Source organism: Streptomyces sp. NPDC002817, assembly GCF_053592055.1.
This window is the reverse complement of the sequence record NZ_JBSFUY010000025.1, coordinates 62,697-89,413: the sequence shown is the minus strand read 5'-3', so window position 1 is coordinate 89,413 and position 26,717 is coordinate 62,697. Positions and strand designations below refer to the sequence as shown.

The 26,717-nt window shown below is 70.4% G+C and carries 26 protein-coding genes; 7 read left to right on the top strand and 19 right to left on the bottom strand.

Annotation, left to right across the window (positions count from 1 at the left end):
• Nucleotides 1–77: 77 nt before the first annotated feature.
• A complete protein-coding gene (chcB, locus tag ACWD3I_RS35000) occupies nucleotides 78–869 on the top strand; it encodes a 2-cyclohexenylcarbonyl CoA isomerase (protein WP_365401483.1) in 792 nt (263 codons plus the stop codon).
• Nucleotides 870–872: 3 nt separating this feature from the next.
• On the opposite strand, the gene ACWD3I_RS34995 is transcribed toward chcB, so the two are convergent.
• Together ACWD3I_RS34995 and ACWD3I_RS34990 are read right to left on the bottom strand one after the other, a co-directional pair.
• Nucleotides 873–1,454: a DNA-3-methyladenine glycosylase I gene (locus ACWD3I_RS34995; RefSeq protein WP_365401480.1), complete on the bottom strand. Its 582-nt coding sequence runs from the start codon at nucleotides 1,452–1,454 to the stop codon at nucleotides 873–875.
• Nucleotides 1,451–1,825, bottom strand: coding sequence for a DivIVA domain-containing protein (locus ACWD3I_RS34990; RefSeq protein WP_159038182.1), 375 nt, complete (start codon nucleotides 1,823–1,825; stop codon nucleotides 1,451–1,453). Before ACWD3I_RS34990 ends, ACWD3I_RS34995 begins: the two co-directional genes overlap by 4 nt.
• Before the next feature lie 142 nt (nucleotides 1,826–1,967).
• On the opposite strand from ACWD3I_RS34990, the gene folP reads away from it, so the two are divergent.
• Complete coding sequence (gene folP / locus ACWD3I_RS34985; RefSeq protein ID WP_365401476.1) at nucleotides 1,968–2,828, top strand: dihydropteroate synthase; 861 nt, start codon at nucleotides 1,968–1,970, stop codon at nucleotides 2,826–2,828.
• A gap of 106 nt (nucleotides 2,829–2,934) precedes the next feature.
• Here the strand turns inward: folP and ACWD3I_RS34980 are convergent, their stop codons facing one another.
• On the bottom strand, nucleotides 2,935–3,693 hold the full coding sequence (locus ACWD3I_RS34980; RefSeq protein ID WP_365401474.1) for an LOG family protein: 759 nt from the start codon (nucleotides 3,691–3,693) through the stop codon (nucleotides 2,935–2,937).
• A 98-nt stretch (nucleotides 3,694–3,791) separates the two neighbouring features.
• Nucleotides 3,792–4,871: a succinyl-diaminopimelate desuccinylase gene (dapE, locus tag ACWD3I_RS34975; RefSeq protein ID WP_266888401.1), complete on the bottom strand. Its 1,080-nt coding sequence runs from the start codon at nucleotides 4,869–4,871 to the stop codon at nucleotides 3,792–3,794.
• An 84-nt stretch (nucleotides 4,872–4,955) separates the two neighbouring features.
• Between dapE and ACWD3I_RS34970 the strand changes: the two genes are divergently transcribed.
• Nucleotides 4,956–5,918: a heavy metal transporter gene (locus ACWD3I_RS34970; RefSeq protein ID WP_365401470.1), complete on the top strand. Its 963-nt coding sequence runs from the start codon at nucleotides 4,956–4,958 to the stop codon at nucleotides 5,916–5,918.
• Between the two features lie 310 nt (nucleotides 5,919–6,228).
• Nucleotides 6,229–6,675 (top strand): ATP-binding protein, encoded by a 447-nt coding sequence (locus tag ACWD3I_RS34965; protein ID WP_365401467.1) that lies wholly within the window; start codon nucleotides 6,229–6,231, stop codon nucleotides 6,673–6,675.
• Nucleotides 6,676–6,742: 67 nt separating this feature from the next.
• Here the strand turns inward: ACWD3I_RS34965 and ACWD3I_RS34960 are convergent, their stop codons facing one another.
• Both ACWD3I_RS34960 and fdxA read right to left on the bottom strand, forming a co-directional pair.
• Nucleotides 6,743–7,837: a bifunctional succinyldiaminopimelate transaminase/glutamate-prephenate aminotransferase gene (locus ACWD3I_RS34960; RefSeq protein WP_365401464.1), complete on the bottom strand. Its 1,095-nt coding sequence runs from the start codon at nucleotides 7,835–7,837 to the stop codon at nucleotides 6,743–6,745.
• A 116-nt stretch (nucleotides 7,838–7,953) separates the two neighbouring features.
• On the bottom strand, nucleotides 7,954–8,274 hold the full coding sequence (fdxA, locus tag ACWD3I_RS34955) for a ferredoxin (RefSeq protein WP_006346810.1): 321 nt from the start codon (nucleotides 8,272–8,274) through the stop codon (nucleotides 7,954–7,956).
• A 140-nt stretch (nucleotides 8,275–8,414) separates the two neighbouring features.
• Between fdxA and ACWD3I_RS34950 the strand changes: the two genes are divergently transcribed.
• Together ACWD3I_RS34950 and ACWD3I_RS34945 are read left to right on the top strand one after the other, a co-directional pair.
• Nucleotides 8,415–9,443, top strand: coding sequence for a GNAT family N-acetyltransferase (locus ACWD3I_RS34950; RefSeq protein ID WP_365401460.1), 1,029 nt, complete (start codon nucleotides 8,415–8,417; stop codon nucleotides 9,441–9,443).
• Nucleotides 9,444–9,460: 17 nt separating this feature from the next.
• Entirely contained in the window at nucleotides 9,461–10,312 is an 852-nt protein-coding gene (locus tag ACWD3I_RS34945) for a transglutaminase-like domain-containing protein (RefSeq protein ID WP_365401457.1), read from the top strand.
• A gap of 85 nt (nucleotides 10,313–10,397) precedes the next feature.
• Here ACWD3I_RS34945 and ACWD3I_RS34940 read toward each other — a convergent pair whose 3' ends face one another.
• The 8 genes from ACWD3I_RS34940 to ACWD3I_RS34905 all read right to left on the bottom strand — a co-directional run bounded on the left by ACWD3I_RS34940 (nucleotide 10,398) and on the right by ACWD3I_RS34905 (nucleotide 18,225).
• A complete protein-coding gene (locus ACWD3I_RS34940; RefSeq protein ID WP_365401454.1) occupies nucleotides 10,398–11,012 on the bottom strand; it encodes a response regulator transcription factor in 615 nt (204 codons plus the stop codon).
• Nucleotides 11,009–12,199, bottom strand: a complete 1,191-nt coding sequence (locus ACWD3I_RS34935) for a sensor histidine kinase (protein WP_365401578.1) — start codon at nucleotides 12,197–12,199, stop codon at nucleotides 11,009–11,011. The genes ACWD3I_RS34940 and ACWD3I_RS34935 overlap by 4 nt, the downstream gene beginning before the upstream one ends.
• Before the next feature lie 5 nt (nucleotides 12,200–12,204).
• The gene (locus ACWD3I_RS34930) at nucleotides 12,205–12,945 is read right to left on the bottom strand and encodes an ABC transporter permease (RefSeq protein ID WP_365401451.1); all 741 of its coding nucleotides are present in this window, start codon (nucleotides 12,943–12,945) and stop codon (nucleotides 12,205–12,207) included.
• A complete protein-coding gene (locus tag ACWD3I_RS34925) occupies nucleotides 12,942–13,847 on the bottom strand; it encodes an ABC transporter ATP-binding protein (protein ID WP_365401448.1) in 906 nt (301 codons plus the stop codon). The genes ACWD3I_RS34930 and ACWD3I_RS34925 overlap by 4 nt, the downstream gene beginning before the upstream one ends.
• Before the next feature lie 138 nt (nucleotides 13,848–13,985).
• On the bottom strand, nucleotides 13,986–16,583 hold the full coding sequence (locus ACWD3I_RS34920; protein ID WP_451084269.1) for a hypothetical protein: 2,598 nt from the start codon (nucleotides 16,581–16,583) through the stop codon (nucleotides 13,986–13,988).
• Between the two features lie 160 nt (nucleotides 16,584–16,743).
• Nucleotides 16,744–17,154, bottom strand: a complete 411-nt coding sequence (locus tag ACWD3I_RS34915; RefSeq protein ID WP_365401442.1) for a DUF6113 family protein — start codon at nucleotides 17,152–17,154, stop codon at nucleotides 16,744–16,746.
• On the bottom strand, nucleotides 17,151–18,011 hold the full coding sequence (mshB, locus tag ACWD3I_RS34910; protein ID WP_266888427.1) for an N-acetyl-1-D-myo-inositol-2-amino-2-deoxy-alpha-D-glucopyranoside deacetylase: 861 nt from the start codon (nucleotides 18,009–18,011) through the stop codon (nucleotides 17,151–17,153). The genes ACWD3I_RS34915 and mshB overlap by 4 nt, the downstream gene beginning before the upstream one ends.
• A gap of 19 nt (nucleotides 18,012–18,030) precedes the next feature.
• Nucleotides 18,031–18,225 carry a hypothetical protein gene (locus ACWD3I_RS34905; RefSeq protein ID WP_266888429.1) on the bottom strand — a complete coding sequence of 65 codons (195 nt, stop codon included), beginning with the start codon at nucleotides 18,223–18,225 and terminating at the stop codon, nucleotides 18,031–18,033.
• A 176-nt stretch (nucleotides 18,226–18,401) separates the two neighbouring features.
• Between ACWD3I_RS34905 and ACWD3I_RS34900 the strand changes: the two genes are divergently transcribed.
• Nucleotides 18,402–20,540, top strand: coding sequence for a S9 family peptidase (locus tag ACWD3I_RS34900; RefSeq protein ID WP_365401437.1), 2,139 nt, complete (start codon nucleotides 18,402–18,404; stop codon nucleotides 20,538–20,540).
• A gap of 202 nt (nucleotides 20,541–20,742) precedes the next feature.
• On the opposite strand, the gene ACWD3I_RS34895 is transcribed toward ACWD3I_RS34900, so the two are convergent.
• From ACWD3I_RS34895 to ACWD3I_RS34875, 5 genes are all read right to left on the bottom strand, one after another.
• A complete protein-coding gene (locus tag ACWD3I_RS34895) occupies nucleotides 20,743–21,789 on the bottom strand; it encodes an ABC transporter ATP-binding protein (RefSeq protein ID WP_365401434.1) in 1,047 nt (348 codons plus the stop codon).
• Nucleotides 21,782–22,756 (bottom strand): ABC transporter ATP-binding protein, encoded by a 975-nt coding sequence (locus ACWD3I_RS34890; protein ID WP_365401431.1) that lies wholly within the window; start codon nucleotides 22,754–22,756, stop codon nucleotides 21,782–21,784. Before ACWD3I_RS34890 ends, ACWD3I_RS34895 begins: the two co-directional genes overlap by 8 nt.
• A 341-nt stretch (nucleotides 22,757–23,097) precedes the next feature.
• Complete coding sequence (locus ACWD3I_RS34885) at nucleotides 23,098–24,075, bottom strand: ABC transporter permease (RefSeq protein ID WP_365401428.1); 978 nt, start codon at nucleotides 24,073–24,075, stop codon at nucleotides 23,098–23,100.
• Nucleotides 24,068–24,991 carry an ABC transporter permease gene (locus ACWD3I_RS34880; RefSeq protein ID WP_365401425.1) on the bottom strand — a complete coding sequence of 308 codons (924 nt, stop codon included), beginning with the start codon at nucleotides 24,989–24,991 and terminating at the stop codon, nucleotides 24,068–24,070. Before ACWD3I_RS34880 ends, ACWD3I_RS34885 begins: the two co-directional genes overlap by 8 nt.
• 6 nt (nucleotides 24,992–24,997) lie before the next feature.
• Nucleotides 24,998–26,638, bottom strand: coding sequence for a peptide ABC transporter substrate-binding protein (locus ACWD3I_RS34875; protein WP_365401422.1), 1,641 nt, complete (start codon nucleotides 26,636–26,638; stop codon nucleotides 24,998–25,000).
• Nucleotides 26,639–26,717 lie beyond the last annotated feature (79 nt).

Sequence of the window (26,717 nt, the reverse complement as noted above, 5' to 3'; positions counted from 1 at the left end):
TCGTTCGTCGATGATCTCCGCCATGCTGTCCTTCGGAACCCGCAAGTAACCCGCTGGGACGCAGGAGGGGACAGGCCATGGCCGACACCGTGCTCTACAAGGTGAGCGACGGGCTCGCGACGATCACGATCAACCGTCCCGAGGCGATGAACGCGCTCGACATCGCGACGAAGATCGCGCTGCGGGAGGCGGTGGAATCCGCAGCCGGTGACGGAGCCGTACGGGCGGTGCTGCTGACCTCCGCCGGGGAACGGGCGTTCTGCGTGGGACAGGACCTCAAAGAACACATCGGGTTGCTGGCCGAGGGCTCGACGAAGGTCATGAGCACCGTCGCGGAGCACTACAACCCGATCGTGCGGGCGCTGACGCAGATGCCGAAGCCGGTGGTGGCCGGGGTGAACGGCGTCGCGGCCGGGGCCGGGTTCGGACTGGCACTGGCGGCGGACTACCGAGTGGTGGCGGACACGGCGGGGTTCAACACGTCGTTCGCGGGGGTCGCTCTGACGGCGGACTCCGGGGTCTCGTGGACCCTGCCGCGCGTGGTCGGGCCGGGGCGCGCCGCCGATCTGCTGCTCTTCCCCCGGACGATCAAGGCTCAGGAGGCGTACGAGCTGGGTATCGCGAACCGTCTCGTACCGTCCACCGAGCTGCCGGGCGAGGCCGAGAAGGTCGCGCGGGCGCTGGCCGAGGGACCGACGGTGGCCTACGCGGCGATCAAGGAAGCTGTCGCGTACGGGTTCTCGCACTCCCTGGCCGAGACGCTGGACAAGGAGGACGAGCTCCAGACGCGGGCGGGATCCTCGGAGGACCATGCGATCGCCGTGCAGGCCTTCGTGAACAAGGAGAAGCCCAAGTACTTGGGTCGCTGAGCTTCAGCTCTGCCTGGCCACGCACGTGGCCAGGTGGTCGTCCACCAAGCCGCACGCCTGCATCAGCGCGTACGCCGTGGTCGGGCCGACGAAGCGAAGGCCCTTCTTCTTCAGGGCCTTCGACAGGGCCGTCGACTCGGGAGTGATCGCCGGGACGTCCCCCAGCGTCCTGGGGGCCGGGCCCGGTGTCTTCGGGGCGTGGGACCAGATGAAGTCGTCGAGCTCACCCGGCGCCCAGTCGGCCAGCACGCGCGCGTTGGCCAGCGTCGCCTCGATCTTGGCCCGGTTGCGGATGATGCCCTCGTCGGTGAGAAGGCGGTCCCGGTCGGCGTCCGTGAACGTCGCGACCTCGGCGATCTCGAAGCCGGCGAAGGCGGTGCGGAAGCCCTCGCGGCGGCGCAGGATCGTGATCCAGGAGAGGCCGGACTGGAAGGCCTCCAGGCTCAGCCGCTCGTACAGGGCGTCGTCGCCGTGGACCGGGCGCCCCCACTCCTCGTCGTGGTACGCGACGTAGTCCTCGGTGGACAGCGCCCAGGGGCAGCGCAGGGCGCCGTCCGGGCCGGCGAGGGCGGCGCCGTCGCTCACTGCTGCTCCCCCGGACCCTCGGCGGGCTTCTCCATGGACACATGCGAGACGGGTGCGCCGTGCGTGACCGCCTGGGCGCCGGCCAGGGCGGACTCGAGGTCGGCGATACGCGCGTCGCGTTCGGCGAGTTCGGCGCCGAGGCGGCTGAGGGCGTCGTCCACGTCGCCCATGCGGTAGCCGCGGGCAGCGAGCGGGAAGCGGAGGGCCTCGACATCGGCGCGGTTGACCGGGCGCTCCAGCGGGAGGGGGTCCTGGAGCCGCTCCGGGGCGGCCTCGGGCAGAGGGCCTGTCTCGCCGCCGCCCACCACGGCGAGCGTCACCGCGGCGACCACGACGGCGAGCGCGACGACGAGGAACAAGAACATAACCATCGCTGAGGGTCCCCATGCTCGGTGAATGTGCTCGGAGTCGAATGTGTCAGAGTCCGATCGTGCCATGCGAGTCTGACAGTTAGGGTCGCAGGCGGCCGAGGAAGCGGCCGTACCCAGGTCGTACTACGAGAGGTCACAGCGGATGCTCAGGCTGGGCAGGCGGGAATTCGGGCCGCACGAGCCGGTGATCATGGCGATCGTCAACCGGACCCCGGACTCCTTCTACGACCAGGGCGCGACCTTCCGCGACGAACCGGCCCTCGCGCGCGTGGAGCAGGCGGTGGCCGAGGGTGCCGCGATCATCGACATCGGCGGGGTCAAGGCCGGGCCGGGTGAGGAAGTCTCCGCCGAGGAGGAGGCGCGGCGGACGGTCGGCTTCGTGGCGGAGGTGCGGCGGCGGTTCCCGGATGTCGTGATCAGCGTGGACACCTGGCGGGCGTCGGTCGGTGCGGCCGTGTGCGAGGCGGGGGCGGATCTGCTGAACGATGCGTGGGGTGGGGTCGATCCGGGGCTCGCGGAGGTCGCCGCGCGGTACGGGGTGGGGCTGGTGTGTACGCACGCCGGGGAATCGGAGCCTCGTACGCGGCCGCATCGGGTTTCCTACGACGACGTCATGGCCGACATCCTGCGGGTGACGCTGGGGCTGGCCGAGCGGGCGGTGTCGCTGGGGGTGCCTCGGGAGTCGGTGCTGATCGATCCGGGGCACGACTTCGGGAAGAACACGCGGCACAGTCTTGAGGCGACGCGGCGGTTGGGGGAGATGGTGTCCAGCGGGTGGCCTGTGCTGGTGTCGCTGTCCAACAAGGACTTCGTCGGGGAGACGTTGGACAAGCCGTTGAAGGAGCGGGTGGTGGGGACGTTGGCGACCACTGCGGTGTCGGCGTGGCTGGGGGCGCAGGTGTACCGCGTGCATGAGGTCGCGGAGACCCGGCAGGTGCTGGACATGGTGGCGTCCATCGCTGGCCACCGGCCTCCGGCGGTCGCCCGGCGGGGGCTGGCGTAGGACGTTTTCGCCCCGGCCGCCCCTACCTGTTCCCGTCCCCAGGGACTGCGGCCCCTTCGACCCCGCTCCCTGGGGGCGCAGCCCCCAGGGAGGTGAGGGAAGGCTTCTAGCGGCCCGCCTCCTTCGAGACCAGGGCCACCGCCTCGTCCACGTCGTCCGTGACGTGGAAGAGGAGCAGGTCCTTTTCCGACGCCTTGCCCTGGGCTACCAGGGTGTTGGTGATCCAGTCGACGAGACCGCCCCAGTACTCGCTGCCGAAGAGGACGATCGGGAAGCGGGTGACCTTCTGGGTCTGGACGAGGGTCAGGGCCTCGAACAGCTCGTCCAGCGTGCCGAGGCCGCCGGGCAGGACCACGAAGCCCTGCGCGTACTTCACGAACATCATCTTGCGGACGAAGAAGTACCGGAAGTTGAGGCCGATGTCGACGTAGGGGTTGAGCCCCTGCTCGAAGGGGAGCTCGATGCCGAGGCCGACGGAGATGCCCTTCGCCTCGCAGGCACCCTTGTTGGCCGCCTCCATGGCCCCGGGACCGCCACCGGTGATGACGGCGAAACCGGCCTCCACCAGGCCCCGTCCGAGCTGCACGCCCGCCTCGTACTCCGGGGAGTCCGCCCGCGTACGGGCCGACCCGAACACGCTGATCGCGGGCGGGAGTTCGGCGAGCGTGCCGAAGCCCTCGATGAACTCCGACTGGATGCGCAGGACCCGCCAGGGGTCGGTGTGGACCCAGTCGGACGGACCGCCGGCGTCCAGGAGGCGCTGGTCGGTCGTGCTCGCCGTCACCTGGCCCCGCCTTCGGAGGACCGGTCCCAGGCGCTGCTCCGACGGTGGCTGCTTCTTCCCCTCGGGGTTGCCGGTAGCCATGTGCGCTCCCTCCACTTGCGGGTGTTTCCACCTCAGCGTAGATCTACGCGGGTTACAGAGGGGGGACATGCGGATGTCCGACCGGCGCGAGGCTCACTTCACGCCGTCAGCCAGGACTTCAGCTGCTCCTCCGCCTCGGGAATCAGCGACACCTTGACCCGCTCGTCCACCTTGTGGGCCAGGAGGGGGTTGCCCGGGCTGTAGTTCACCGCGGGCACACCGAGCGCGCTGAAGCGGGCCACGTCCGTCCAGCCGAACTTGGGGTGGACCTCGCCGCCGACGGCCTCCACGAAGGCCGCCGCCGAGGGGTGGTTCAGGCCGGGACGCGCACCGCCCGTGTGGTCGTCCACCACGAACTCGTCCACCCCGCAGTCGGCGAAGTACTCACGGACGAACGCCTCCGCCTCCTCCTCGCTGCGGTCGGGCGCGTAGCGGAAGTTGACGGTGACCGTGCAGGCGTCGGGGATGACGTTGGTGGCCACTCCGCCCTCGATACGGACCGCGTTGAGGCCCTCGTGGTACTCCAGACCGTCCACCATCGGCTTGCGCGGCTCGTACGCCGCCAGCTTCGCCAGCACCGGCGCCGCGGCGTGGATCGCGTTCGAGCCCATCCACGCGCGCGCGGAGTGCGCCCGCTCCCCCTTGAACTTGAGCAGTACCCGGAGCGTGCCCTGGCAGCCGCCCTCGACCTGGCCGTTCGTCGGCTCCAGCAGCACGGCGAAGTCGCCGGCCAGCCACTCCGGGTGGGCCTCGGAGACGTGCTTGAGGCCGTTGAACTCGGCGGCGATCTCCTCGTTGTCGTAGAAGACGAAGGTGAGGTCGCGGTTGGGGGCCGGGACCGTCGCCGCGATACGGAGCTGGACCGCCACCCCGGACTTCATGTCGCAGGTGCCGCAGCCCCACAGGTAGCCGTCCTCGTCGAGGCGCGAGGGCACGTTGTCAGCGATCGGGACCGTGTCGATGTGGCCGGCGAGGATCACCCGCTCCGCGCGGCCCAGGTTCGTGCGGGCCACGACGTTGTTGCCGTACCGGTCGACCGTCAGGTGCGGAAGCGCGCGCAGCGCGGTCTCGATCGCGTCCGCGAGCGGCTTCTCGGTGCCGCTGACGGAGGGGAAGTCGACGAGCCGCGCGGTGAGCTGCGCGGCGTCCAGCGTGAGGTCAAGCGGGGTATCGGCCATGCCGTCGACCCTAACGCGCCGGGCTCCGCCCGCTCTGTCCACACCCGGCTCGGACACCACAGGGGCCTCCGCTACCTTGTACGGATGCCAGCGCAGTCCCGCCCTCAACAGCGTCGTCGTGGCCGCCTTTTCCGTGGTCTGGCGGCCTTCGTGATTTTGTGTGCCGTCGCCGGATATCTGGTGGTTCAGTACATCACCGCGGGCACGGATGCGCCGGGCTGCAAGGTCGTCTCGGGCAGAGACGACGGGGTGGCGTACGAGTTCACTCCGGAGCAGGCGGTGAACGCGGCGACGATCACGGCTGTCGGCACCGGGCGCGGGCTGCCCGAGCGGGCGGTGGCCATCGCCTTGGCGACCGCGCTCCAGGAGTCGGGCCTGCGCAACATCACCCATGGCGACCGGGACTCCCTCGGCCTCTTCCAGCAGCGGCCCTCGCAGGGCTGGGGCACGGAGAAACAGATCATGGACCCGACGTACGCGGCCGGGGAGTTCTACGAGCATCTGGTCAAGGTCGACGGCTACACGAAGCTGCCGCTCACCGAGGCCGCCCAGCGCGTGCAGCGCAGCGGCTACCCGGAGGCGTACGCCAAGCACGAGCCGGACGCGACGGTGCTGGCGGCCGCCCTCACCGGGACCTCGGCGGCCACGCTGACCTGTGACGGCCGCTCGAAGGCGACGCTCGCCGCGGGTCCGGAAGGGGTGCGCGAGGCGCTCGTGCGGGACTTCGGCGGGGACGCGCTGGACACGACCGCCAAGGAGGTGGGGGCCACCGAGGCGACGCCCGCTCCGGAGGCCACGGTGTCCGGACGGACCGTGACCGTGCCCGTGACCGGCGCCGTCAAGGGCCGCAGCGGCCAGGAGCGCGGCTGGCAGCTCGCGCACTGGGCGGTGGCCAACGCCTCCGCGCTGCACATCCAGCGCGTCACCTACGCCGGGCGGGAGTGGACCGCGGGGAACACCCAGAGCGAGTGGCGGGCGATGTCGTCGGAGGGAACCGGCGGGGCGGAGAAGGGCACGGGGTCCGTGCGGATCCTGACTGCTCAGTAGTACGGACGATCACCCGCAGGGGTTACGCACGGCCGCCACGGACGGCGGAGTGCGCAGGTTTTCGCGCAGTCACCCTCGTATCCGCGAAAACCCTTGAGAACAAAGGGCCGTAAGGATTCGGCACACTTTCCGACCGGACACCTTTTGACCGTTTTTATCCGCAGCCGATTATGCGACGCATTGCCAACTCTTTACGTTGGGCCGCCGCAACCTTCGCGGGCTTCGAGCGGTAGTCACTGCGTCCGAGCCCGGTGATCAACTGCCGGACACGGTCGAACACTTCCTAGTTCTCTCCCGTCAAAGGAGCATCATGTCCCTCCCCCTGACCCGCAGGATCGCCCGTGCCGCGCTGCTCGTCGCTGCGGGAGCGGCAGCCGGGGTCGGTGCGGCCGGCTCCGCCAGTGCGGCCCCCGCCGAACTGCCCACCTCGAACCTCGGCGGCCTGACCGCCATGGACGGGGCGAGCGTCGGCAACACCGTCGACGGCGCGGCGCAGAACGCCACCGGGCTCGCGGGCAACACCGGTGGCAACGCGGTCAAGAAGGCGGTTCCGACCGCGGGCAAGACCAGCGGCAAGGTCGCGAAGAAGGCGGCACCGGCCGCGCAGCAGACGGCGGGCGACGCGGCGGGCTCCGCCGGGGACATCCTCGGTGACACGGCGTCCACCGCGACGAAGGGCGGTCTGCCGACGGAATCCCTGACCAAGGGTGGCCTGCCGACCGAGTCCCTTCCGGTGAAGAGCCTCCCGCTCGGCTGACGTCCGGCTGATACGGCGATGGGGCCCAGGGTTGTCTCCCTGGGCCCCATCGCCGTATGCGCATGGGTTACGCGAGCCGCTCCACGGCCGCCCGCACCCGCTCGTCCGTCGCCGTGAGGGCCACGCGGACGAACTGCTCGCCCGCCACGCCGTAGAAGTCTCCCGGGGCCACGAGGATGCCCAGGTCGGCCAGGTGGGCGACCGTGGTCCAGCAGGACTCGCCCCGGGTGGCCCAGAGGTAGAGGCTGGCCTCGCTGTGCTCGATGCGGAAGCCGTGGGCCTCCAGGGCCCCGCGGAGGGCCTTGCGGCGGGCCGCGTAGCGCTCGCGCTGGACGCGAACGTGTTCGTCGTCGCCGAGGGCCGCCACCACCGCCGCCTGGGTGGGCGCCGCCGTCATCATGCCGCCGTGCTTGCGGATCTCCAGGAGGGGGCCCAGGACCGCCGGGTCGCCGGCCAGGAACGCGGCGCGGTAGCCCGCCAGGTTCGAGCGCTTCGACAGGGAGTGGACCGCGACGATGCCGTCGTACGAGCCGCCGTTGACGTCCGGGTGCAGGACCGAGACCGGGTCGGCGTCCCAGCCGAGCTCCAGGTAGCACTCGTCGGAGAAGATGAGCACCCCGTGCTCGCGGGCCCAGGCCACGATCCGGGTGAGCTCCTGCTTCGACAGGACCTTGCCCGTGGGGTTCGACGGGGAGTTCAGCCACAGCAGCTTCAGGCCGGCCGGGTCCAGCTCCGTAGGGTCGTCGTAGACCTCGTACTCCGCGCGGGCCAGCCGGGCGCCCACCTCGTACGTCGGGTAGGCCAGGCGCGGGTGGGCGACGCGGTCGCCGGGGCCGAGGCCCAGCTGGGTGGGGAGCCAGGCGACCAGTTCCTTGGAACCGACGATGGGCAGGACGTGCTTGTGGGTCACCCCGCGGGCGCCCAGGCGACGCTCCACCCAGCCCGTGATCGCGTCGCGCAGCGCCGGCGTGCCCCAGACCGTCGGATAGCCCGGCGAGTCCGCCGCGTCGACGAGCGCCTTCTGGATCAGGTCGGGAACCGGGTCGACCGGGGTGCCGACGGACAGGTCGACGATGCCGCCGGGGTGCGCGAGAGCCGTCTTCTTGTACGGCTCGAGCTTGTCCCAGGGGAAGGTGGGGAGACGGTCGGAGACTGCGGACACGGTGTCTGGCTCACTTTCTGGTACAGCACTCGTACGGCAAACGCCTCGGTCCCGTACAGCGATCAGAGGTGATCGAGCCGTACGGGACCGAGGCGGCGCGCGGGTGCGGGCCGCTCTTACTGGTTCTGCGGCGGCAGTCCGGCCACGAAGGGGTGGTCGCGCTCGATCAGGCCCAGCTTGCTGGCACCGCCGGGAGAGCCGAGCTCGTCGAAGAACTCGACGTTCGCCTTGTAGTAGTCCTTCCACTCCTCCGGAGTGTCGTCTTCGTAGAAGATCGCCTCGACCGGGCAGACCGGCTCACAGGCACCACAGTCGACGCATTCGTCCGGGTGGATGTACAAGGACCTGGAGCCCTCGTAGATGCAGTCGACCGGGCACTCTTCGATGCACGCCTTGTCCTTCACGTCGACACAAGGCTGCGCGATGACGTAGGTCACGCTGTCGTTCCTCCTCGATAGGGCGCTGGCGGGCCTCCTCAGGCCCTGCCGCCTGGCGCGCGGGAGCGCGGCGTCGTCGATGCCCACCCCTAGTATCTCCGTTCTTGGCCATGATCCGAACAGGAGGGGTGAACTGACCTGTGGAAATCTCTGCGACCGGGCGCCTTGAGGTCCGTATCACTGCTGCTGACGTGGGTAAACGGGTCTCCGTACGCCGCTTGAACGATGCTGTGGTTCCGGCTGAGAAGTTCACCGACACGGTGGGCGTTCTCGCATCCTGGGACAACGGTGTGCTGCTGATCACACAGAAGAGTGGCGAGACCGTCCACATCGCGGAATCCTCGCTGGTCGCGGGCAAGGTGGTGCCCAGCGCCCCGGCCCGCCGCCGGGGACCCGCCGCCACCTACCAGGAACTCGCGCACGTCTCCACGCGCGCGTGGCGGCCGGTGGAGAGCGAGCGGCTCGGCGAGTGGGAGCTGCGGGCCGCGTCCGGGTTCACCCGGCGGGCCAACTCGGTGCTCCCGATCGGCGACCCGGGGATACCGCTGGACGGGGCGCTGGAGGCCGTACGGCGCTGGTACGGCGAGCGTGGGCTGCCCGCGTACATCCAGACCGCGACGGGCGCCGAGGGCACGCAGGAGCTGCTGTGCACGGAGCTGGAGCGGCGGGGGTGGGAGCGCGAGGTGACCGCCGAGCTGTGGATCGGCGCGCTGGCCCCCGTCGCCGACCGGGCCGAGGCGGACGAGGTTCTGCTGGCCCGCGACGCGGACGGGGCCTGGCTCGCCCGGTACCAGCGCAAGGGGGTGAGCGAGGTGGCGCTGAAGGTGCTGGGGAGCGGTCCTTCGGTGTGGTTCGCGACCGTGCCGGGTTCCTCCGACGGAGCGGCTCCCGCCGCGATCGGGCGGTGTGTCGTCGACGGACGGTGGGCCTCCTTCTCCGCCGTCGAGGTGGATCCCGAACAGCGGCGGCGGGGGCTGGCCACCACGGTGATGGCCGCGCTGGCCCGGCGGGCGCTGGACGAGGGCGCGTCCGCCGCGTGGCTCCAGGTCGAGTCGGACAACACGGGTGCGCGGGCGCTGTACGCCGGGATGGGCTTCACGGCGCATCACGCGTACCACCACTACCGGGAACCGGCGGGTCCCGACAGCGGCCGGTACGGATCATCGTGACCGGGCACGAGCCAGCTATGCGTCCCCTCTACCCCCCGCCCCCGGAACGCTCCGCCGAACTGCGCCGACGGTTCGCCGAAGAGGCGCGGTCCGAGCGGCCCGATCTGTCGTTGCTGTGCCTGCTGGTGGGCGCGGAGGCGGACGGGGCGCTGGACGAGGCGGGCATCGACGCGGCGCAGATCGAACTGGACCGACTGGCGGGGCAGCTGCCCTTCCGGCCCGGCGGGCCGCGCTCCTGGGCTGTGTCCCTGCGGGAGCTGCTCGGGGAGCGGTTCGGTTTCCGTGGCACCCCTGGCGACTATCAGCGGCTGGAGTCCTCGCTGCTGCACTCGGTGCTGCTGCGGCGGCGAGGGCTGCCCATCCTGCTGTCCGTGGTGTGGATGGAGGTGGCTCGGCGGGCGGGGGCTCATGTGTACGGGGTCGCGCTGCCGGGGCATTTCGTCGTCGGGTTCGGGGCGGAGGAGGAGCAGGTGCTCGCCGATCCGTTCGACGGAGGGCGGGTCTTGAGCGGGTCCGACGCGGAGTTGCTGGTGGCGGGGGCGACAGGGGCTCCGCTGGAGCCGTCGATGTTGACGCCGGCTGATCCCTTGGATGTGGTGCTGCGCATTCTGAACAACGTGCGGGCGTGGGCGGTGGCTCGGCCGGAGCGGTCGGATGTGGCGTTGTGGGCGGTGGAGTTGTCGCTGTTGTTGCCTTCGCATCCGGCCCGCTTGCGGTATGAGCGGGCGCAGTTGTTGGTGCAGCGGGGGGATTTCCTGGGCGGGGCCACGGAGTTGGATGCGTACGCCGAGGTGGTGGGGGCGGTGGATGAAGGGGCGGCGGAGCGGGTTCGAGGACAGGCTCTGGCGGCTCGGGCGATGTTGAACTAGCCCCATCGCCATAGGGGTTCGCGTTGTTCGGCGGCTTCGGGTTCGTTGTGGCTCGTCGCGCGGTCCCCCGCGCCTCTGGGGTGGGTTACAGCCAGCCTTTCTCTCTTGCCAGCCGGGCTGCTTCCGCCCTGTTTCTCACCGCCAGCTTCTGGATCGCCGTCGAGAGGTAGTTGCGGACCGTGCCCTGGGACAGGTGGAGCTTGGTCGCCAACTCGGCGTTCGTCGAGCCGTCCTCCGCCGCCCTCAAGACCTCGCGCTCGCGATCCGTCAACGGGTTCGCGCCGTCCGCCAGAGCCGCTGCCGCCAGCGTCGGGTCGATGACCCTCTCCCCCGCCAGGACCTTCCGTACGGCTTGCGCGAGTTGGGCCGCGGGGGCGTCCTTGACCAGGAAGGCGTCGGCGCCGGCCTCCATCGCGCTGCGGAGGTAGCCGGGGCGGCCGAAGGTGGTGAGGACGACCAGCTTGACCGCCGGGAGTTCCTTGTGGACCTGGGCCGCCGCCTCGATGCCCGTGGCGCCCGGCATCTCGATGTCCAGGAGGGCCACGTCGACGTCGTGGGCGCGGACCGCGGCCAACACCTCGTCGCCGCGGGCCACCTGGGCGACGACCTCGATGTCGTCCTCCAGGCCGAGGAGGGCGGCGAGTGCCTCGCGGACCATCGACTGGTCCTCGGCGAGGAGGACCTTGATCGTAGGGCTCATGCGCCGGATCCTACGGGCGCCGACGCGGGGGCGGGGACTCGGGCGACCAGGCGGAACCCGTGCTTCGTGCGGCCCGCCTCCAGGGTGCCGCCCGCCTTCTCCAGGCGTTCGGTCAGGCCCGTCAGACCGTTGCCGGGGCCCTTCCCCGAGCCTCCCGAGCCGTTGTCCTCGACGGAGAGTTCCAGCACCGGCCCGTCGAGGGTCTGCCGCCGCAGGACCTCGATCGTGCAGCGGGTCGCGCCGCTGTGCCGTACGACGTTGGTGACCGCCTCGCGCAGTGCCCAGGCGAGGGCGGCCTCGCTCTCCTCGGGGACGCCGTCGAGGCCGGGTTCGGCGGGTACCTCCGCGGTGACGTCGGCCGCGGTCAAGGCGACCTGTGCGCCCGCGAGTTCGTCGGACAGACGGGCACGCCGGTAGCCGGAGACGGCCGCGCGGACGTCGACCATGGCCTGGCGGCTGACCTGTTCGATGTCGGCGACCTGCTGGGCCGCCTTGCCGGGGTGGTCGGGGAGCATCCGGCCCGCGAGCTCGCTCTTGAGGGTGATCAGCGAGAGCGAGTGACCGAGGAGGTCGTGCAGGTCTCTGGCCAGGCGCAACCGCTCCTCGTTCGCGGCCAGTTGGGCCACCGTCGCGCGCGCCTTGCGCAACTCCACGGTCGTCCGCACCAGTTGCTTCACGCCCATCATCGCGAAGCCCAGGAGCAGCACCACCAGGATCAGGCTCCAGTCGTCCGAACCCACGTGCAGACCGACCAGGACCATCGCGAGGGTGTTCGCCCCGACCGCCCAGTACGCGATCCGCTGCGGCAGAGTGGCGCCGCAGGTGACGGAGACGTACACGAACAGCCCGATCCAGGCGCTGCCGAGGGTGAGGCACAGGACCACCGCGAGCGTGCCGAGCAGGGCGACCAGGGCGCCCACCGCCGGTCCGGAGAACGGCCGGCCCATGTTCCGGAAGACCAGGGCCAGATAGACACCGGTGAAGGAGGCCAGGGCCACCCAGCCGGCCGCGGTCGCGGCCGTCGAGTGGTCGCCGGAGTTCAGGTCCTGCACCGGTGAACCGAGGAAGATCAGCCAGGGCAGGATCCAGACGAGCTTGCGCACCGCGTCCGCCCGGTTGTGGGGCGCCCGGCCCACCCCGATCGAATTCTCCGCCCGGAGCTCCGCGGGCAGTCCGTCGTCGGTCATCGTCCTCACGCCTTCAGCGTGTCCTTCCGGTACAGCCAGGCCGCGCCGCCGGTGAACAGGGCGAAGTAGACGGCGAGGACGGCGATGTCCTTGGCATGCGGGGCCTGGCTCTGCTCGATCGCCTGCCCCAGGGCAGCGTACGCGTGCGTGGGCACCCACTTGGCGATGTCCTGAAGCCAGGTCGGGAACGTCGTCGTCGGCATCCACAGACCGCCGAGGATGGACAGCCCGAAGTAGGTGATCATCGTGATCGGACGGACCGCGTCCCCGCTCGCGAGGTAGCCGATGGCCACGCCGAGCGCGGCGAAGACGAGGCTGCCGGCCCAGATCGCGCCGGTGAGGGCGAGCCACTGCCAGGCGTCCAGTCGTACGTCCTTCACGACCGCGGCGACGGCGAAGACCACGACGATGGACGGCAGGCTGACGACCGCGGCGCTCGCGGTCTTCGCGAGGACATAGCCCCGGCCCGGCAGTGTGGTCAGCCGCAGCTGCCGCACCCAGCCGGTCTCCCGCTCCTTGGCGATGCGCTCGCTGTTGCCCATCAGGACGGCGGTGAGGGCACCGAAGGAGGCCATCGAGACCATCATGTAGGTCGGCAGGGTCAGGCCCGTCCCGTCGACCTTAGACGTGCTGTCGGCGCTGCCGCCGATGAGCAGGAACAGGACCGACGGGTAGATCACCGAGAAGAACAGGAACTTGCGGTTGCGCAGGGCGCGGGCCAGTTCCAGCCGGATGAGACTGTTCATGACGTACGGGCCTCCTCGGCCTCGGTGATGGCGACGAACGCCTGCTCCAGGCCGAGCCCGGCGACCTCGACGTTGCGGGGGTAGACGCCGAGGCCGTAGAGGGCGTGGACGGTGGCGTCTGCGTCGGTGGACTGGATGCGGACGGTGGGGCCCGACACCGTGAGCGTGGTCAGGAAGGGCAGGGTGCGCAGGGCCGTCTCGTCGACGGGGGCCTCCAGGTCGAAGGAGATCCGCCGGACGCCCGCCTTCGCCTTGATCTCGGCCGCGGTGCCGTCCGCGAGGAGCCGGCCGCGGTGCAGGACCAGCACGCGGTCGGCGATCGCGTCGGCCTCCTCCAGGTAGTGGGTCGCGAACAGGACGGTCCGTCCCTGGTCGGCCTGCTCGCGCATGGTGGCCCAGAAGCCCTGGCGGGTGGTGACGTCCATGCCGGTGGTGGGCTCGTCGAGGACGATCAGGTCGCTGTCGCCGGCGGTCGCGAGGGCGAAGCGGACGCGCTGGGCCTGGCCGCCGGAGAGCTTGTCGACCTTGCGGTCGGCGAGCTGGGAGATCCCGGCGCGGGCCAGGACGTCGGAGGGGCGGTAGGGCCTCGGATGCAGGTCACAGGCGAGCCGCACCAGCTCGGCGACCGTCACCTCGTCCATCAGTCCGCCGCTCTGCAGCATCGCGCCGACCCGTCCGGCGACGATCGCCTCACGCGGTCCGCTGCCGAAGAGCCGCACGCTGCCGCTGTCGGGGTTCTTGAGTCCGAGCAGCAGATCGAGCGTGGTCGACTTGCCGGCACCGTTGGGGCCCAGCAGGGCCACGGTCTCACCCGGATACAGGGCCAGGGTCAGACCTTCCACGGCCCGCACCTCGCCGTACGCCTTGGTCACCTGGTCGAATTCGACCGCTGTCGTTGTCATGCGATCCAGGGTGGCGCTCGGGCCCCCTGGCCCGGCAGTGTCGGCGATCCTGACTGGCGGATGACAGATGTCATACGACGCCTACGACGAAGGGGCACCCGGCGTGTGCCGGGTGCCCCCTGGTCGGTGCGAGGACCGCTAGCTGGGGTTGGTGTCGATGGCTCCGGTGCGCTCCGCCGTCGTCTTGCCGAGCAGCACCTGGCGCAGCACGGAGACGACGTCCTGCGGCAGGACGTCCCGCTCCCCGGTCGCCGTCTTGACCTTCACGCCGTCGAAGACGGAGCCGTACGCCTCCTTCAGCGCCTCCAGGTCGTACGTCTCGACGAGCTTGCCGTCGACAGCCTTGACCCCGAGGATCTTCGGCAGGGACAGCCCGCCGAACTGGATCGGCGTCGAACCGCCCGTGATGGTGACGACCTCGGACATCGCGGGCTTCGCGAACGCCTTCATCATCCGGTCGACCTCGGCGTTGGTGATCGACGGCTGCTGGGCGGTCGTCGCGACCGTGACCGGGGGGACCGTGCCGGTCTCCACCTGGGTGCGGTACGCCTCCTGCACCGCGGTGGTCGACTTGGCGACGTCGATACCCTTGCCCGCCTTGCCGTACACGGCGACCGCCTTGCCGGCGGAGGTGAACTTGATCGTGCCGTCGCTGACCGAGCCGGAGCTGCCGCCGGCGTCCTTCAGGGCGGCGGTCAGCTTCTCCTCGTCCACCGGCATGTTCGGCTCGACGACCCGGTGGTTGCCGAAGAGGGAGCCGATGACGGACATCGGGTTGTAGTCGCTCTGCGCCGCCACGGCGACCGTGGCCGTCTCGTCGAACTGAAGGCCCGCCTGGTCCGGCTTGAGCTCGACGGTCTTGCCGCCGACCGACAGCTTCAGCGGCTTGTTCACCCGGTCGCCGAAGGCGTCGTCGAGCTTCTTGACGGCATCGTCACGCGTGCCGCCGCCGATGTCGACGCCCAGCACCGTGGTGCCCTTGGGCACGTCCGAGCGGTTCATCAGCAGCCCGGCACCGTAGGCACCGGCCGCGATGACGATCAGACCGCTGCTGACCAGGACCAGCTTGTTGCGGCCCTTCTTCTTGGCCTTCTTCGACGAGGCCGGCACGTTCTGCGCCACCGGCTCGGGGAGCTTCGGGACCGTGTGCTGCATCGGTCCGTCGGACGGGGCGCCCGGCCCGAACGGGGCGTTCTGGGTGCCGGGCGGCACGACCGGGATACCGCTGGTGACGGTGTGCCCGGAGACGTTGTCCGGCGGGGCGCCGGGGGTGCCGTAGCCGGGGGTGCCGGGTTCGGGGGCCGGCTTCTGCGGGGTGAGGATCGCGGTGTCGTCGCTCAGACCGCCGCCGGGACCACGACCGGGTCCGCCGGGTCCGCCGTGGGGACCGGCACCGGGGAGGGTGCCCGCGCCCGGCCCTGCGAAGCCGGCCATTCCGGCGGAGGCACCGGGAGCACCGGGGCCGCCGAAGCCGCCCGGGGCACCGGGACCACCGGGGCCTGCGGGGCCGCCGAGCGCGCCGGGGCCACCAGGACCGCCGGGACGCGGCTGACCACCGGGGCCGCCAGGGGCACCGGGGATGCCGGAACCGCCGGGACCGGCCGGTCCACCAGGTCCACCAGGCCGACGGTGACCGCCAGGGCCGCCCGGAGCGCCGGGGCCACCGGGGCCACCGTACGCGCCCGGGCCACCAGGACCGCCGGGCCCGCCAGGACCGCCGCTGACCGGCGGTACGACCGGACCGTCACCGGTGACCGGGCCGCCCGTCGGACCCGCGGGGCCCTGGGGGCCGCCACGGCCGTTCGGGCCGGCGAAGTCGTTCGGGCCGTTGAAGTCGTTGGAGGCGTCGAAGCGGTGCGAGCCGGTGGAGCTGTTGAAGTCGTTCAGGCCGTCGAGGCTGTGCGAGCCCGTCGAGCTGTTGAAGTCGTCGGAGGCGTCGAAGCCGTTCGCGCCGCCCGGTCCGCCCTGGGCTCCGTAACCGCCTTGCCCGTACTGACCGTTCTGCCCGTTCTGCGCACCGCCGTTCTCCGCGAAGTACGGCAGATCGTCGCGCCGCGGCTCGCCACCGGGACGCGAGCCGTTGCCCAGCGCCTCGGTCACGTCGAAGGAGCCGGTGCCGCCGCCGTGCCCGGGCGCCACGGGGCCACCGGTCGCACCGGGGAGCCCCGCACCGTTCGTACCGCCGCCGGGACGGGAACCGCCGGGCACGCTCATGGCACCGACCACACCACCGGGGCGTCCGGCAGCGGGGCCGGTACGCGCGCCGCCAGGAGCGGCACCGGAACCGGCCGGCGCCGCACCCGAACCACCGGGCGCACCCGCCCCGTTGGTCGCACCGCCGCCCGGACCGCCCTTGGGCGGGCCGGACTTGCGCGGCGCGAACCAGTTGCTCGGCTTCTCCTCGGAGGGCGGCACGGGCTCGGCCGGAGGCGCGACGGTGCCCGTGGGGGCGCCCGGTGCCGGCGTCTCGGCCACGGCGGGCGCGGCAGGCTCGGCATCCGCGACCGGTGTGCGCACGACGACCGGCGGGATGGGCCGGGACCCGGGGATGTTGATCCGGATCCGGGTCGTCAGCGTGGTCTCGGTCTTGCGCTCCTCGGACTGCGTGCCCGAACGGCCCGCGTCCGTACCGTCGTCGGAAGCCATGGGCGTCCCATAGGGCGGCGTGCCCGAAGGGTAGGCGGCTCCGCCGCGCCCGTTGGGCCCGGAGGACGGACTGTCAGTTTCACGACTCAAGGCAGGTTCTCCCGGTTGGCTCCACCGGCCGTGTCGACCTCAACTGCGCGGGCGGCTCGGCGGCGCGCACCACCATACTGGCCACTTCTGGCGCGTATCCCATGACCGCTGGGGAAACCCACACCGGACTCGCACGTCCCAGTCGCGGCGAAGTGGTACGTCACTTGCCAAGTCGGACGGCATCGCCGCCTGGTTGCCGCCTCTGCCCAAGCGTGGCGCAGATCACAGCCGTGGCCATGCCGCCGAGCAGAAACAGATACGAGCCGGTTCCCGCGCCGAAGAGGAAATCCCCTTCCGGTCGGCTCGCGGTGAGCAGGATGACGGCGAGCATCCAGCCGGCGGCGGGTGCGACGGCCCCGCCCCGGCTGCCGACGGCACGCGCGCCGCCCAGACAGAGGCCGGCCTCACCGGCGAGCGCGAGCAGCAGCCCGCCCGGGAACCAGCCGGCCTGCACCAGCGACCCGGCGGCGCCGATGACCGCGCCGAGCGCGAAGAGACCGACGTACACCAGCGCCCGCCCGACGGGGGGCGCCTTCAGGGGCTGGGCGAGCAGGGATCCGGGCTCGTTCATGAGGTCGCCTCCGTACCGGCGAAAAGATCGGTCTCGCGCGCTCCGAGTGCCCTTTCTCCCCGTACCAACTCGTAGTACTCGGTGGTGAAGACGGGCTGTGCGAGGTCGTTGGACAGCACGAAGTACGGCTCGGCGACGGTGACCTGGGTGGCGTGCGCGGCCATCGCGGCGGCCTTGGCGGCGGCGTACGCGGTGCCGTCGATCTCGGTGGTGATCCGCTCGTCGGCCACGACACCGGGGACGTCGTCGAGGACGCCCGGCTTGTCGAAGGGGAGCCCCGGCAGCACCTCGGCCAGCCGCTCGAAGGCCTGCTCGCCGACCGAGCGCGGTACGCGGTTCCAGTAGATCTTGGGGATCGTCCAGCCCGCTTCGGCGGCCAGGTCGGCGGCGCGCATGGCGACGCGGTGGGCCTGGATGTGGTCGGGGTGGCCGTAGCCGCCGTTCTCGTCGTAGGTGACGAGCACGTGGGGGCGTACCTCCAGGATCACCTCGACCAGCCGGGCGGCGGCCTCGTCGAGGTCCGCCCGCCAGAAGCACGCGGGGTCGTCGTTGTCGGCGAGGCCCATCATCCCGGAGTCCAGGTAGCGGCCGGGGCCGCCGAGCAGACGGAAGTCCTGGACGCCGAGCTCACGCATCGCGGCGGAGAGCTCGCCCAGCCGGTACTCGCCGAGGGCGGTGCCGGTGAGGTGCTGGAGCTCGGCCGGGATGACCTCGCCGCGCTCACCGAGCGTGCAGGTGACCAGGGTCACGAGGGCACCCTCGGCGGCATAGCGAGCCATCGTCGCGCCGTTGTTGATCGACTCGTCGTCCGGGTGCGCGTGCACCAGCAGCAGACGCCGGGCGGGGGGTTCCGTCATGGACCCCACCCTAAAGGCGTCAGAACTTGATGCTGCCGATCATCCCCGCGATGTTCGTCGTCAGCTCGCTGATCGTCGGCGCCATGGTCGAAGAGGCCAGATAGAAGCCGAGCAACATGCAGACCACCGCATGTCCGGCCTTCAGCCCTGACTTCTTGACCAGCAGGAAGACGATGATCGCCAGCAGCACCACCGCCGAAATCGAAAGTGCCACGGCGGCTCACCTCCAAAGATCCCAAGAGCGCGGGGGTCGGACCAGGGGGGCAGATAAATCCATACAGGCGCCAGCAGGTTCATACCCACTATGCGCTAGTGATCATAACTATCCGTGCGCGCGCATCGGTCGGCGCACTGCCGCACAAGGGGGCGCATGGCCAATATGGTCGGAGCATGACGACGACGTCCGACTCCTTCCCCCGCCGGCATGCCCGGACCCAGCGGTTCACGCTCGGCGCGCCACGCGCGTTCGTGGTGGCTCCCGACGGTTCCCGTGTCGTGTTCCTGCGCTCGTCCTCCGGTACGGACCGGGCGAGTTCGCTGTGGGTGCTCGACCCCGCGGACGGCGGGGAGCGCGTCGCGGCCGACCCGCGCGCCCTGCTGGGCGGGGCCTCGGAGGACCTCTCGCCGCAGGAGCGGGCGCGGCGCGAGCGGAGCCGTGAGGGCGGGGCCGGGATCGTCGGCTACGCCACCGACACGGCGGTCGAGTTGGCCTCTTTCGCGTTGTCAGGACGGCTTTTCGTGGCGGAGCTACGGGCCGGCACCGCACGTGAACTCCCCACCCCTGGGCCCGTGATCGACCCACGCCCCTCCCCCGACGGCCGGTTCGTCGCCTACGTCGCGCGGGGCGCCCTGCGCATCACGGGCACCGAGGGCGAGGAGGACCGGGCGCTGGCCGAGCCGGAGTCGGAACAAGTCACCTACGGGCTCGCGGAGTTCATCGCGGCCGAGGAGATGGGACGGTCGCGCGGGTTCTGGTGGTCGCCGGAGTCGGACCTGCTGCTGGTCGCGCGCGCGGACGACACTCCCGTACGGCGCTGGTGGATCTCCGACCCGGCCCGTCCCGAACGTGATCCACAGCACGTCGCGTACCCGGCGGCGGGTACGGCGAACGCGGAGGTCCGGCTCTTCGTGATCGGCCTCGACGGGGCGCGCACGGAGGTGTCCTGGGACCGGAAGCGCTACCCGTATCTGGCGCATGTGCACTGGTCAGCGGCGGGTGCGCCGCTGTTGCTGGTGCAGGCTCGGGACCAGCGCAGCCAGCTGTTCCTGGCCGTGGACCCGGCGTCGGGGGCGACGCGGATGGTGCACGCCGACGAAGATCCAACTTGGCTTGATCTTTTCCCAGGAGTGCCCTGCTGGAGCCCTTCCGGGCAGCTCGTCCGGATCGCCGACGAGGGGGGCGCTCGGGTTCTCGCGGTGGGAGATCGTCCGCTGACGGGGCCGAAGTTGCACGTCCGCGCGGTGCTGGACGTCTCCGCCGACGACATCCTGGTGTCGGGGTCGGCGGGTGAGGGCGCGGCGGACCCGCAGACCGGCGAGGTCCATGTGTACCGGGTGAACGAACTCGGCACGGAACGCGTGTCGCTGGAGCCGGGCGTGCACACGGCGGTGCGCGCCGGGGGCGTGACGGTGCTGGTGTCCGCGACGCCGAACCAGGCAGGGTCCCGGGCGCGGGTGCTGCGGGACGGCAAGGCGTCGGCGACCGTCACCTCGTACGCCGAAGATCCCGGTATGTCCCCGCGCATGATCCTCACCGAGGGGGGCGCACGGCGGATCCCATGCGCCGTGCTTCTGCCTCAAGATCACGACGGTGCGACCCCGTTGCCGGTTTTGATGGATCCCTACGGTGGTCCGCACGGTCCCCGCGTCCTGGCCGCCCACAACGCGCACCTCACCTCGCAGTGGTTCGCCGACCAGGGTTTCGCGGTGGTCGTCGCGGACGGCCGGGGTACGCCCGGCCGTTCGCCGGCCTGGGAGAAGGCGATCCACCACGACCTCACGGTGTCCCTGGACGACCAGGTCGAGGCGCTGGAGTCACTGGCGAAGTCGTATCCGCTCGACCTCTCCCGGGTGGCGATCCGGGGCTGGTCCTACGGCGGCTGGCTGGCGGGGCTCGCGGTGCTGCGCCGCCCCGACGTCTTCCACGCGGGGATCGCGGGGGCGCCGGTGACGGACTGGCGGCTGTACGACACGCACTACACGGAGCGGTACCTGGGTGATCCGACGGCGTCACCGGAGTCGTACGCCAAGAGCTCTCTGCTCACCGACGAGGGCCTCTCCTCGCCCGCCGAGCCGCATCGGCCCCTGATGATCGTCCACGGCCTGGCGGACGACAACGTCGTCGCGGCCCACACCCTGCGGCTGTCCTCTGCCCTGCTCTCGGCCGGCCGTCCGCACGAGGTCCTGCCCCTGTCCGGGGTGACCCACATGACCCCGCAGGAACAGGTCGCGGAGAACCTGCTCCTGCTCCAGGTCGACTTCCTGAAGCGGTCGTTGGGGCCGTCCCAGCACAGCAACGGACCGGGGTGACATGGCGCACCCCGGTCCGTTTACGGCACCCGCACGGCCGTACGTCGTTCAGACTGACGCGTCCGTATATCGGGACCGGGTCAGCCGAGTTGCCTGCGTGTTAACGCAGTTGGTGGCTGTTTGTGCGGTTTTCGCAGGCGCGCAGCCGCCCGAGCGGGCACCTGGCTAATGCGGCCGAGGCATGACGGACCGGGGTCCGGGGTCAGTCCCCGGCCCCGTCCCCCTCCACCGGCACCACCTGCTTCTCCTCCGCGAAGTGGCAGGCCGAGTCGTGGGCCGTCGGGCCCGGGAGGAGGCGGAACTCGCTCGGGACCGCCAGGGCCGGTACCTCCAGGGCGCAGCGTTCCTGGGCCTTCCAGCAGCGGGTGCGGAAGCGGCAGCCGGAGGGGATGTTGGTCGGGGAGGGGACGTCTCCGGAGAGGATGATGCGCTCTCGGTGTTCACGGGCCTCGGGGTCGGGGACCGGGACCGCGGAGAGCAGGGCCTGGGTGTAGGGGTGCGTGGGGTGGTCGTAGATCTCCGCGTCCTTGCCGATCTCCACGATGCGGCCCAGGTACATCACGCCCACGCGGTCCGAGATGTGGCGGACGATAGACAGGTCGTGGGCGATGAAGACGTACGACAGGTCGAACTCGTTCTGCAGCCGGTCCATCAGGTTGATGACCTGGGCCTGGACGGAGACATCGAGCGCCGAGACCGGCTCGTCCGCGACGATCACCTCCGGGCGGAGCGCCAACCCGCGTGCGATGCCGATGCGTTGGCGCTGACCGCCGGAGAACTGGTGGGGGTAGCGGTTGATGTACTCCGGGTTCAGGCCGACCACGTCCAGGAGGTCCTGGACCTTCTTCCTGCGGTCGCCCTTCGGCGCCACCTCCGGATGGATCTCGTACGGCTCCCCGATGATGTCGCCCACCGTCATACGGGGGTTGAGGGAGGTGTACGGGTCCTGGAACACCATCTGGATGTTGCGGCGCACCGACTTGAGGGCCTTGCCGGAGAGTTTGGTGAGGTCCTCGCCCTTGTACTTGATCGTGCCGGCGGTCGGACGTTCCAGGTTGACCAGCATCTTGGCGACCGTGGACTTGCCGCAGCCCGACTCGCCCACGATGCCCAGGGTTTCGCCGCGGTCGAGGGCGAAGTCGACGCCGTCCACGGCCTTCACCGCGCCGACCTGCTTCTTGAAGAGGATGCCCGTGGTGAGCGGATAGTGCTTGACCAGCCCGCTGACCTCCAGAATCGGCTCAGCCATTCAGGCACTCCCTCCAGAAGTGGCAGGCACTCGTGCGGTCTTCGGAGACGTCGTACAGCGGGGGTACGTCCGTCCGGCACACGTCCTGGGCCATGGGACAGCGGGGGTTGAAGGCGCAGCCCGGCGGGATGTTCATGAGGTTGGGCGGCAGGCCCTTGATGGCGTAGAGCTCCTGGCCCTTCTGGTCCAGGCGCGGGATGGAGTCGAGGAGACCCTTGGTGTAGGGGTGGGCCGGCGCCTTGTAGATGTCGTGGACCGGGGCCGATTCGACGATCCGGCCCGCGTACATCACCGCGATCCGGTCGGCGACGTCCGCGACCACGCCGAGGTCGTGGGTGATGAGGATGAGCCCCATGTTGAGCTCGCGCTGCAACTCCGCGAGCAGGTCCATCACCTGGGCCTGGACCGTCACGTCCAGCGCGGTCGTCGGTTCGTCGGCGATGATCAGGGCGGGTTCCAGTGCCATCGCCATCGCGATCATGATGCGCTGACGCATACCGCCGGAGAACTGGTGCGGGTACTGCTTGACCCGCTCCCTCGCCCCCGGGATGCGGACGCGGTCCATCAGCTCGATCGACCTGGCCCGCGCGTCCTTCTTCGACATGCCCCGGTGGACCACGAACATCTCGCCGAGCTGGTCGCCGACGCTCAGCACCGGGTTCAGCGAGGACAGCGCGTCCTGGAAGATCATCGCCATCTCGGCGCCTCGGACCTTGCGCCGCTCCTCCTCCTTCAGCTTCAGCAGGTCCTTGCCCTGGAAGAGGATCTCGCCACCGGTGATCCGCCCGGGCGGCATGTCGAGGATCCCCATCACCGCCTGCGCCGTCACCGACTTGCCGGACCCCGACTCACCGAGCACGGCGAGCGTCTCGCCCGCGTCCACCGAGTAGTCGACCCCGTTGACGGCCTTGGCGACCCCGTCCCGCGTCCGGAACTCCACATGCAGATCACGCACTTCGAGCAGCATGACGCCGACTCACCTCAGCTTCGGGTCGAGGGCGTCGCACACCAGGTCCTCGCGGACGGCGAACGCCGATACGGTGACCGTCCCGGCGGCGGAACAGCACACCGCCGCCCCCTCGGGTCGAGGGCGTTCGCGGACCGCGTCGCCGGACGGGACGGGCTGGGGACAACGCGGTCGCCCGCGTTTCAGCGCCGCGGGCGCCGTGACCGCCCTGGGCCCGGAGCCGCCGCCCGGTCGGGAGGGCGCACGACACGATCGGCCTCCTCGCACTCCGCGCCGGGACCCCGGACGCCCCGTCCACCACCGGGGCCCGCGGGTCACCCACTTCTCGCACCATGACGCCGTCACCTCAGCTTCGGGTCGAGGGCGTCGCGGACCGCGTCGCCGAGCATGATGAACGCGAGGACGGTGAGGGCGAGGGCGCCGGCCGGCCAGAGGAGCATGTGGGGGGCCTGGCGGATGTAGGCGGAGGCCGAGGAGATGTCGATGCCCCAGCTGACGGTCGGGGGCTTCAGGCCCACGCCGAGGTAGGACAGGGTCGCCTCCAGGGAGATGTACGTGCCCAGCGCGATCGTCGCCACGACGATGACCGGGGCGACCGCGTTCGGCGCGATGTGGCGCAGCAGCTGCCGGGAGTTGGACGCGCCCAGCGCCTTCGCCGCCTGCACGTAGTCGTTCTGTTTGGCCGTGATGACCGAGCCCCGTGCGATCCGGGAGATCTGCGGCCAGCCCAGCAGCACCATGAAGCCGATCACCGGCCAGACCGTGCTGCTGGTCACCACGGAGAGCAGCACCAGACCGCCCAGGACCACCGGGATCGCGAAGAACACGTCCGTGATGCGGGACAGGATCGAGTCCCAGAACCCGCCGAAGAAGCCGGCCATGCCGCCGAGGACCGAGCCCAGGATCGCGACCCCGAGCGTGGCGCAGACGCCGACCGTCACCGACGTGCGGGCGCCGTACACCGTGCGCGTGTAGACGTCGCAGCCCTGGCCGTCGAAGCCGAAGGGGTGTCCGGGCTGCGAACCCTCCTGTGCCTTGGCCAGGTCGCACTTGAGGGGGTTGCCGGAGGCGATCAGGGACGGCCAGAGCGAGATGACGATCAGGAAGAGGATGACCAGGCCGGAGATGATGAAGACCGGGTTGCGGCGGAGGTCTCGCCAGGCATCCGACCACAGGCTGCGGGGCTTGTCCGCGGGGCCGGTTCCCTGGGGGCCTCCTGGTGTCTTCTCCAGCGTCTCGCCCTCCGCCATCGCCAGGTCCATCGCGCCGCCCATACCGGTCGCGGCGATCGCTCCGTCGTCGTACGGCTGCTCAGGCATAGCGGATCCTGGGGTCGAGGACGGCGTACAGGAGGTCGACGAGCAGGTTGGCGACCAGGAACACCAGGACCAGGACCGTCACGAACCCGACGACGGTCTGGGTGTTCTGGCGGAGGATGCCCTGGTAGAGCTGGTAGCCGACGCCGTGGATGTTGAAGATGCGCTCGGTGACGATCGCCCCGCCCATCAGGGCGCCGATGTCGGTGCCGATGAAGGTGACGACGGGGATGAGCGAGTTGCGCAGCAGGTGGCGGGTGATGACCCTGTGGCGGGGCAGTCCCTTGGCCACCGCCGTACGGACGTAGTCGGAGCGTCTGTTCTCCGCGATGGAGGTGCGGGTCAGCCGGGTCACGTACGCGAGGGACACGGACGCGAGGACCAGGCCCGGCACGATCAGCTCGCTGAAGGTGGCTTCCGTGGACACCGACGGTTTGATCCAGCCCCACTCGACGCCGAGGAGGAGCTGGAGCACCAGACCGGTGACGAACGTCGGGACCGAGATCACCACGAGCGTGAGCATCAGGACCGAGGTGTCGACGGGCCGGCCGCGCCGCAGGCCCGTGACGACACCCAGCGTGATGCCGATGACGACCTCGAAGAGGATCGCGACGATCGTCAGCCGGATCGTCACGGGGAACGCCGTCGACATCAGCTCGGTGACCTCCTGCCCGTTGAACGCGGTGCCGAAGTCGCCGGTGAAGACGTTCCCCATGTAGGTCAGGTATTGCTGCCAGACCGGTTTGTCGAGGCCGAACTCCTTCTCCAGCTGGGCGGCCGTGGCGGGGTCGCACTGCCGGTCGCCGCACAGGCCCGCGATGGGGTCGCCCATCACGTTGACCATGAGGAAGATCAGGAGGGTGGCGCCGATGAACACCGGGATCATCTGGAGCAGACGCCGGACGACGTAGCGTCCCATGGCGGGTCAGCTGACCTTGATCTCGTTGTAGACGGGGACGCTGAACGGGTTGAGCTTCACGTTGGACAGCCGCTCCGAGTAGCCCGCGCTGCCGTTCTGGTACCAGAGCGGGATGGCGGCCATGTTGTCCCGGACGACCTCCTCGGCCTTCTGGAACGTCTCGATCGCCTTGCCGGTGTCGGTCTCGGCGTTGGCCTCGTCGACGAGCTTGTCGAAGTCCTCGTTGGACCACTTGCCGTCGTTGGAGGAGGCGTTGGTGTAGTAGAGCGGCTGAAGGAAGTTCTGGATGAGCGGGTAGTCCATCTGCCAGCCGGCGCGGAACGGGCCCGACATCTTCTTGTCGGTGATCTGGGTACGGAAGTCGGCGAAGGTGCCGATCGGGTTGCCGACGCAGGCCTTGTCGTTGTCGAGCGCGTTGTTGATGGAGTTGCAGACCGCGTCGACCCACAGCTTGTGGGAGCCGGTGTCCGCGTTGTACGTGATCTTGAACTGCCCGCCGGGCAGCCCGCCACCCTCCTCGATGAGCTTCTTGGCCTCGTCGGGGTCGTAGTCGCAGGCGTCACCGCACAGGCCGTCCTGGAAGCCGCCCGCCTCGCCGAGCACCGGGGAGGTCCAGTCGGTGGCGGGGGTGCGGGTCTTCTCGAAGATCGTCTCGGTGATCTGCTCGCGGTTGATCGCCCGGGACAGGCCGGTGCGGACCTTGTCCATCCCGCTCTTGTTCCAGTCCTTGTCGTAGTACGGGAACGCGAGGGTCTGGATGATGCCGGCCGGGGTGTTGATGTACCGGTCGCCGAGGTCGCTGGAGACGTTCTTGAGCTGCGCCGCCGGGACGTCGTCGACCAGGTCGAGGTTGCCGGCCATGAGGTCGGTGTAGGCGGTGTTGTTGTCGGTGTAGACCTTGAGGGTCACACCGCCGTTCTGCGCCTTGTCGTCTCCGGGGTAGCCGTCCCACTTCTTCAGGGCCATCTGCGAGCCCTTGGTGTACGAGTCGATCGTGTACGGGCCGTTGCCGACCGGCTTCTTCACCCAGGCCGCGTGGTCGGTGAAGAACGCCTGCGGGAGCGGGGCGTAGGCCGGGTAGCCGAGGGTGTCGGGGAAGGTCGAGAACTTCTGGCTGAGCCTGACGGTGAAGGTGTTGGTGCCGGTGACCTTCAGTCCGGAGAGCGTCTGGGCGGTCTGCTTGCTGCCGTCCTCGGGGTGCGCCTTGTCGTAGCCGTCGATGTAGCTGAAGAAGTACGCGTTCTTCTGGTTGTTCTTGAGGCTGGCCCCGTAGTTCCAGGCGTCCACGAACGACTTCGCCGTGACCTTCTCGCCGTTGCTGAAGGCCCAGCCGTCCTTGACGGTGACGGTGAAGTTCTGGGAGTCGCTCGTCTCGATCTTCTCGGCGAGCATGTCCTCGGCCTTGCCGGTCTCCGGGTCGTACTTCTTCAGGGACCGGAAGATCATGTCGAGGACCTTGCCGCCCTGCACCTCGTTGGTGTTGGCGGGCTCCAGCGGGTTCTGCGGGTCGCCCCAGGAGGAGCTCAGCACCGCGCCGCCGTCGCCACTGCCGCCGCCGCTGTCGCTGTCCCCGCCCCCGCAGGCCGTGGCGGCGAGGGCGACCGCCACCGCGCATGCGGCCCATTTGGCGTGCGTGGCTCCGCGCATGGAGTTCCTCCTGTGTGACTGCACTGTTCCGTTACCGGCCAATATCGGCATAAAACAGGCAGACCGCACATGCACTCAC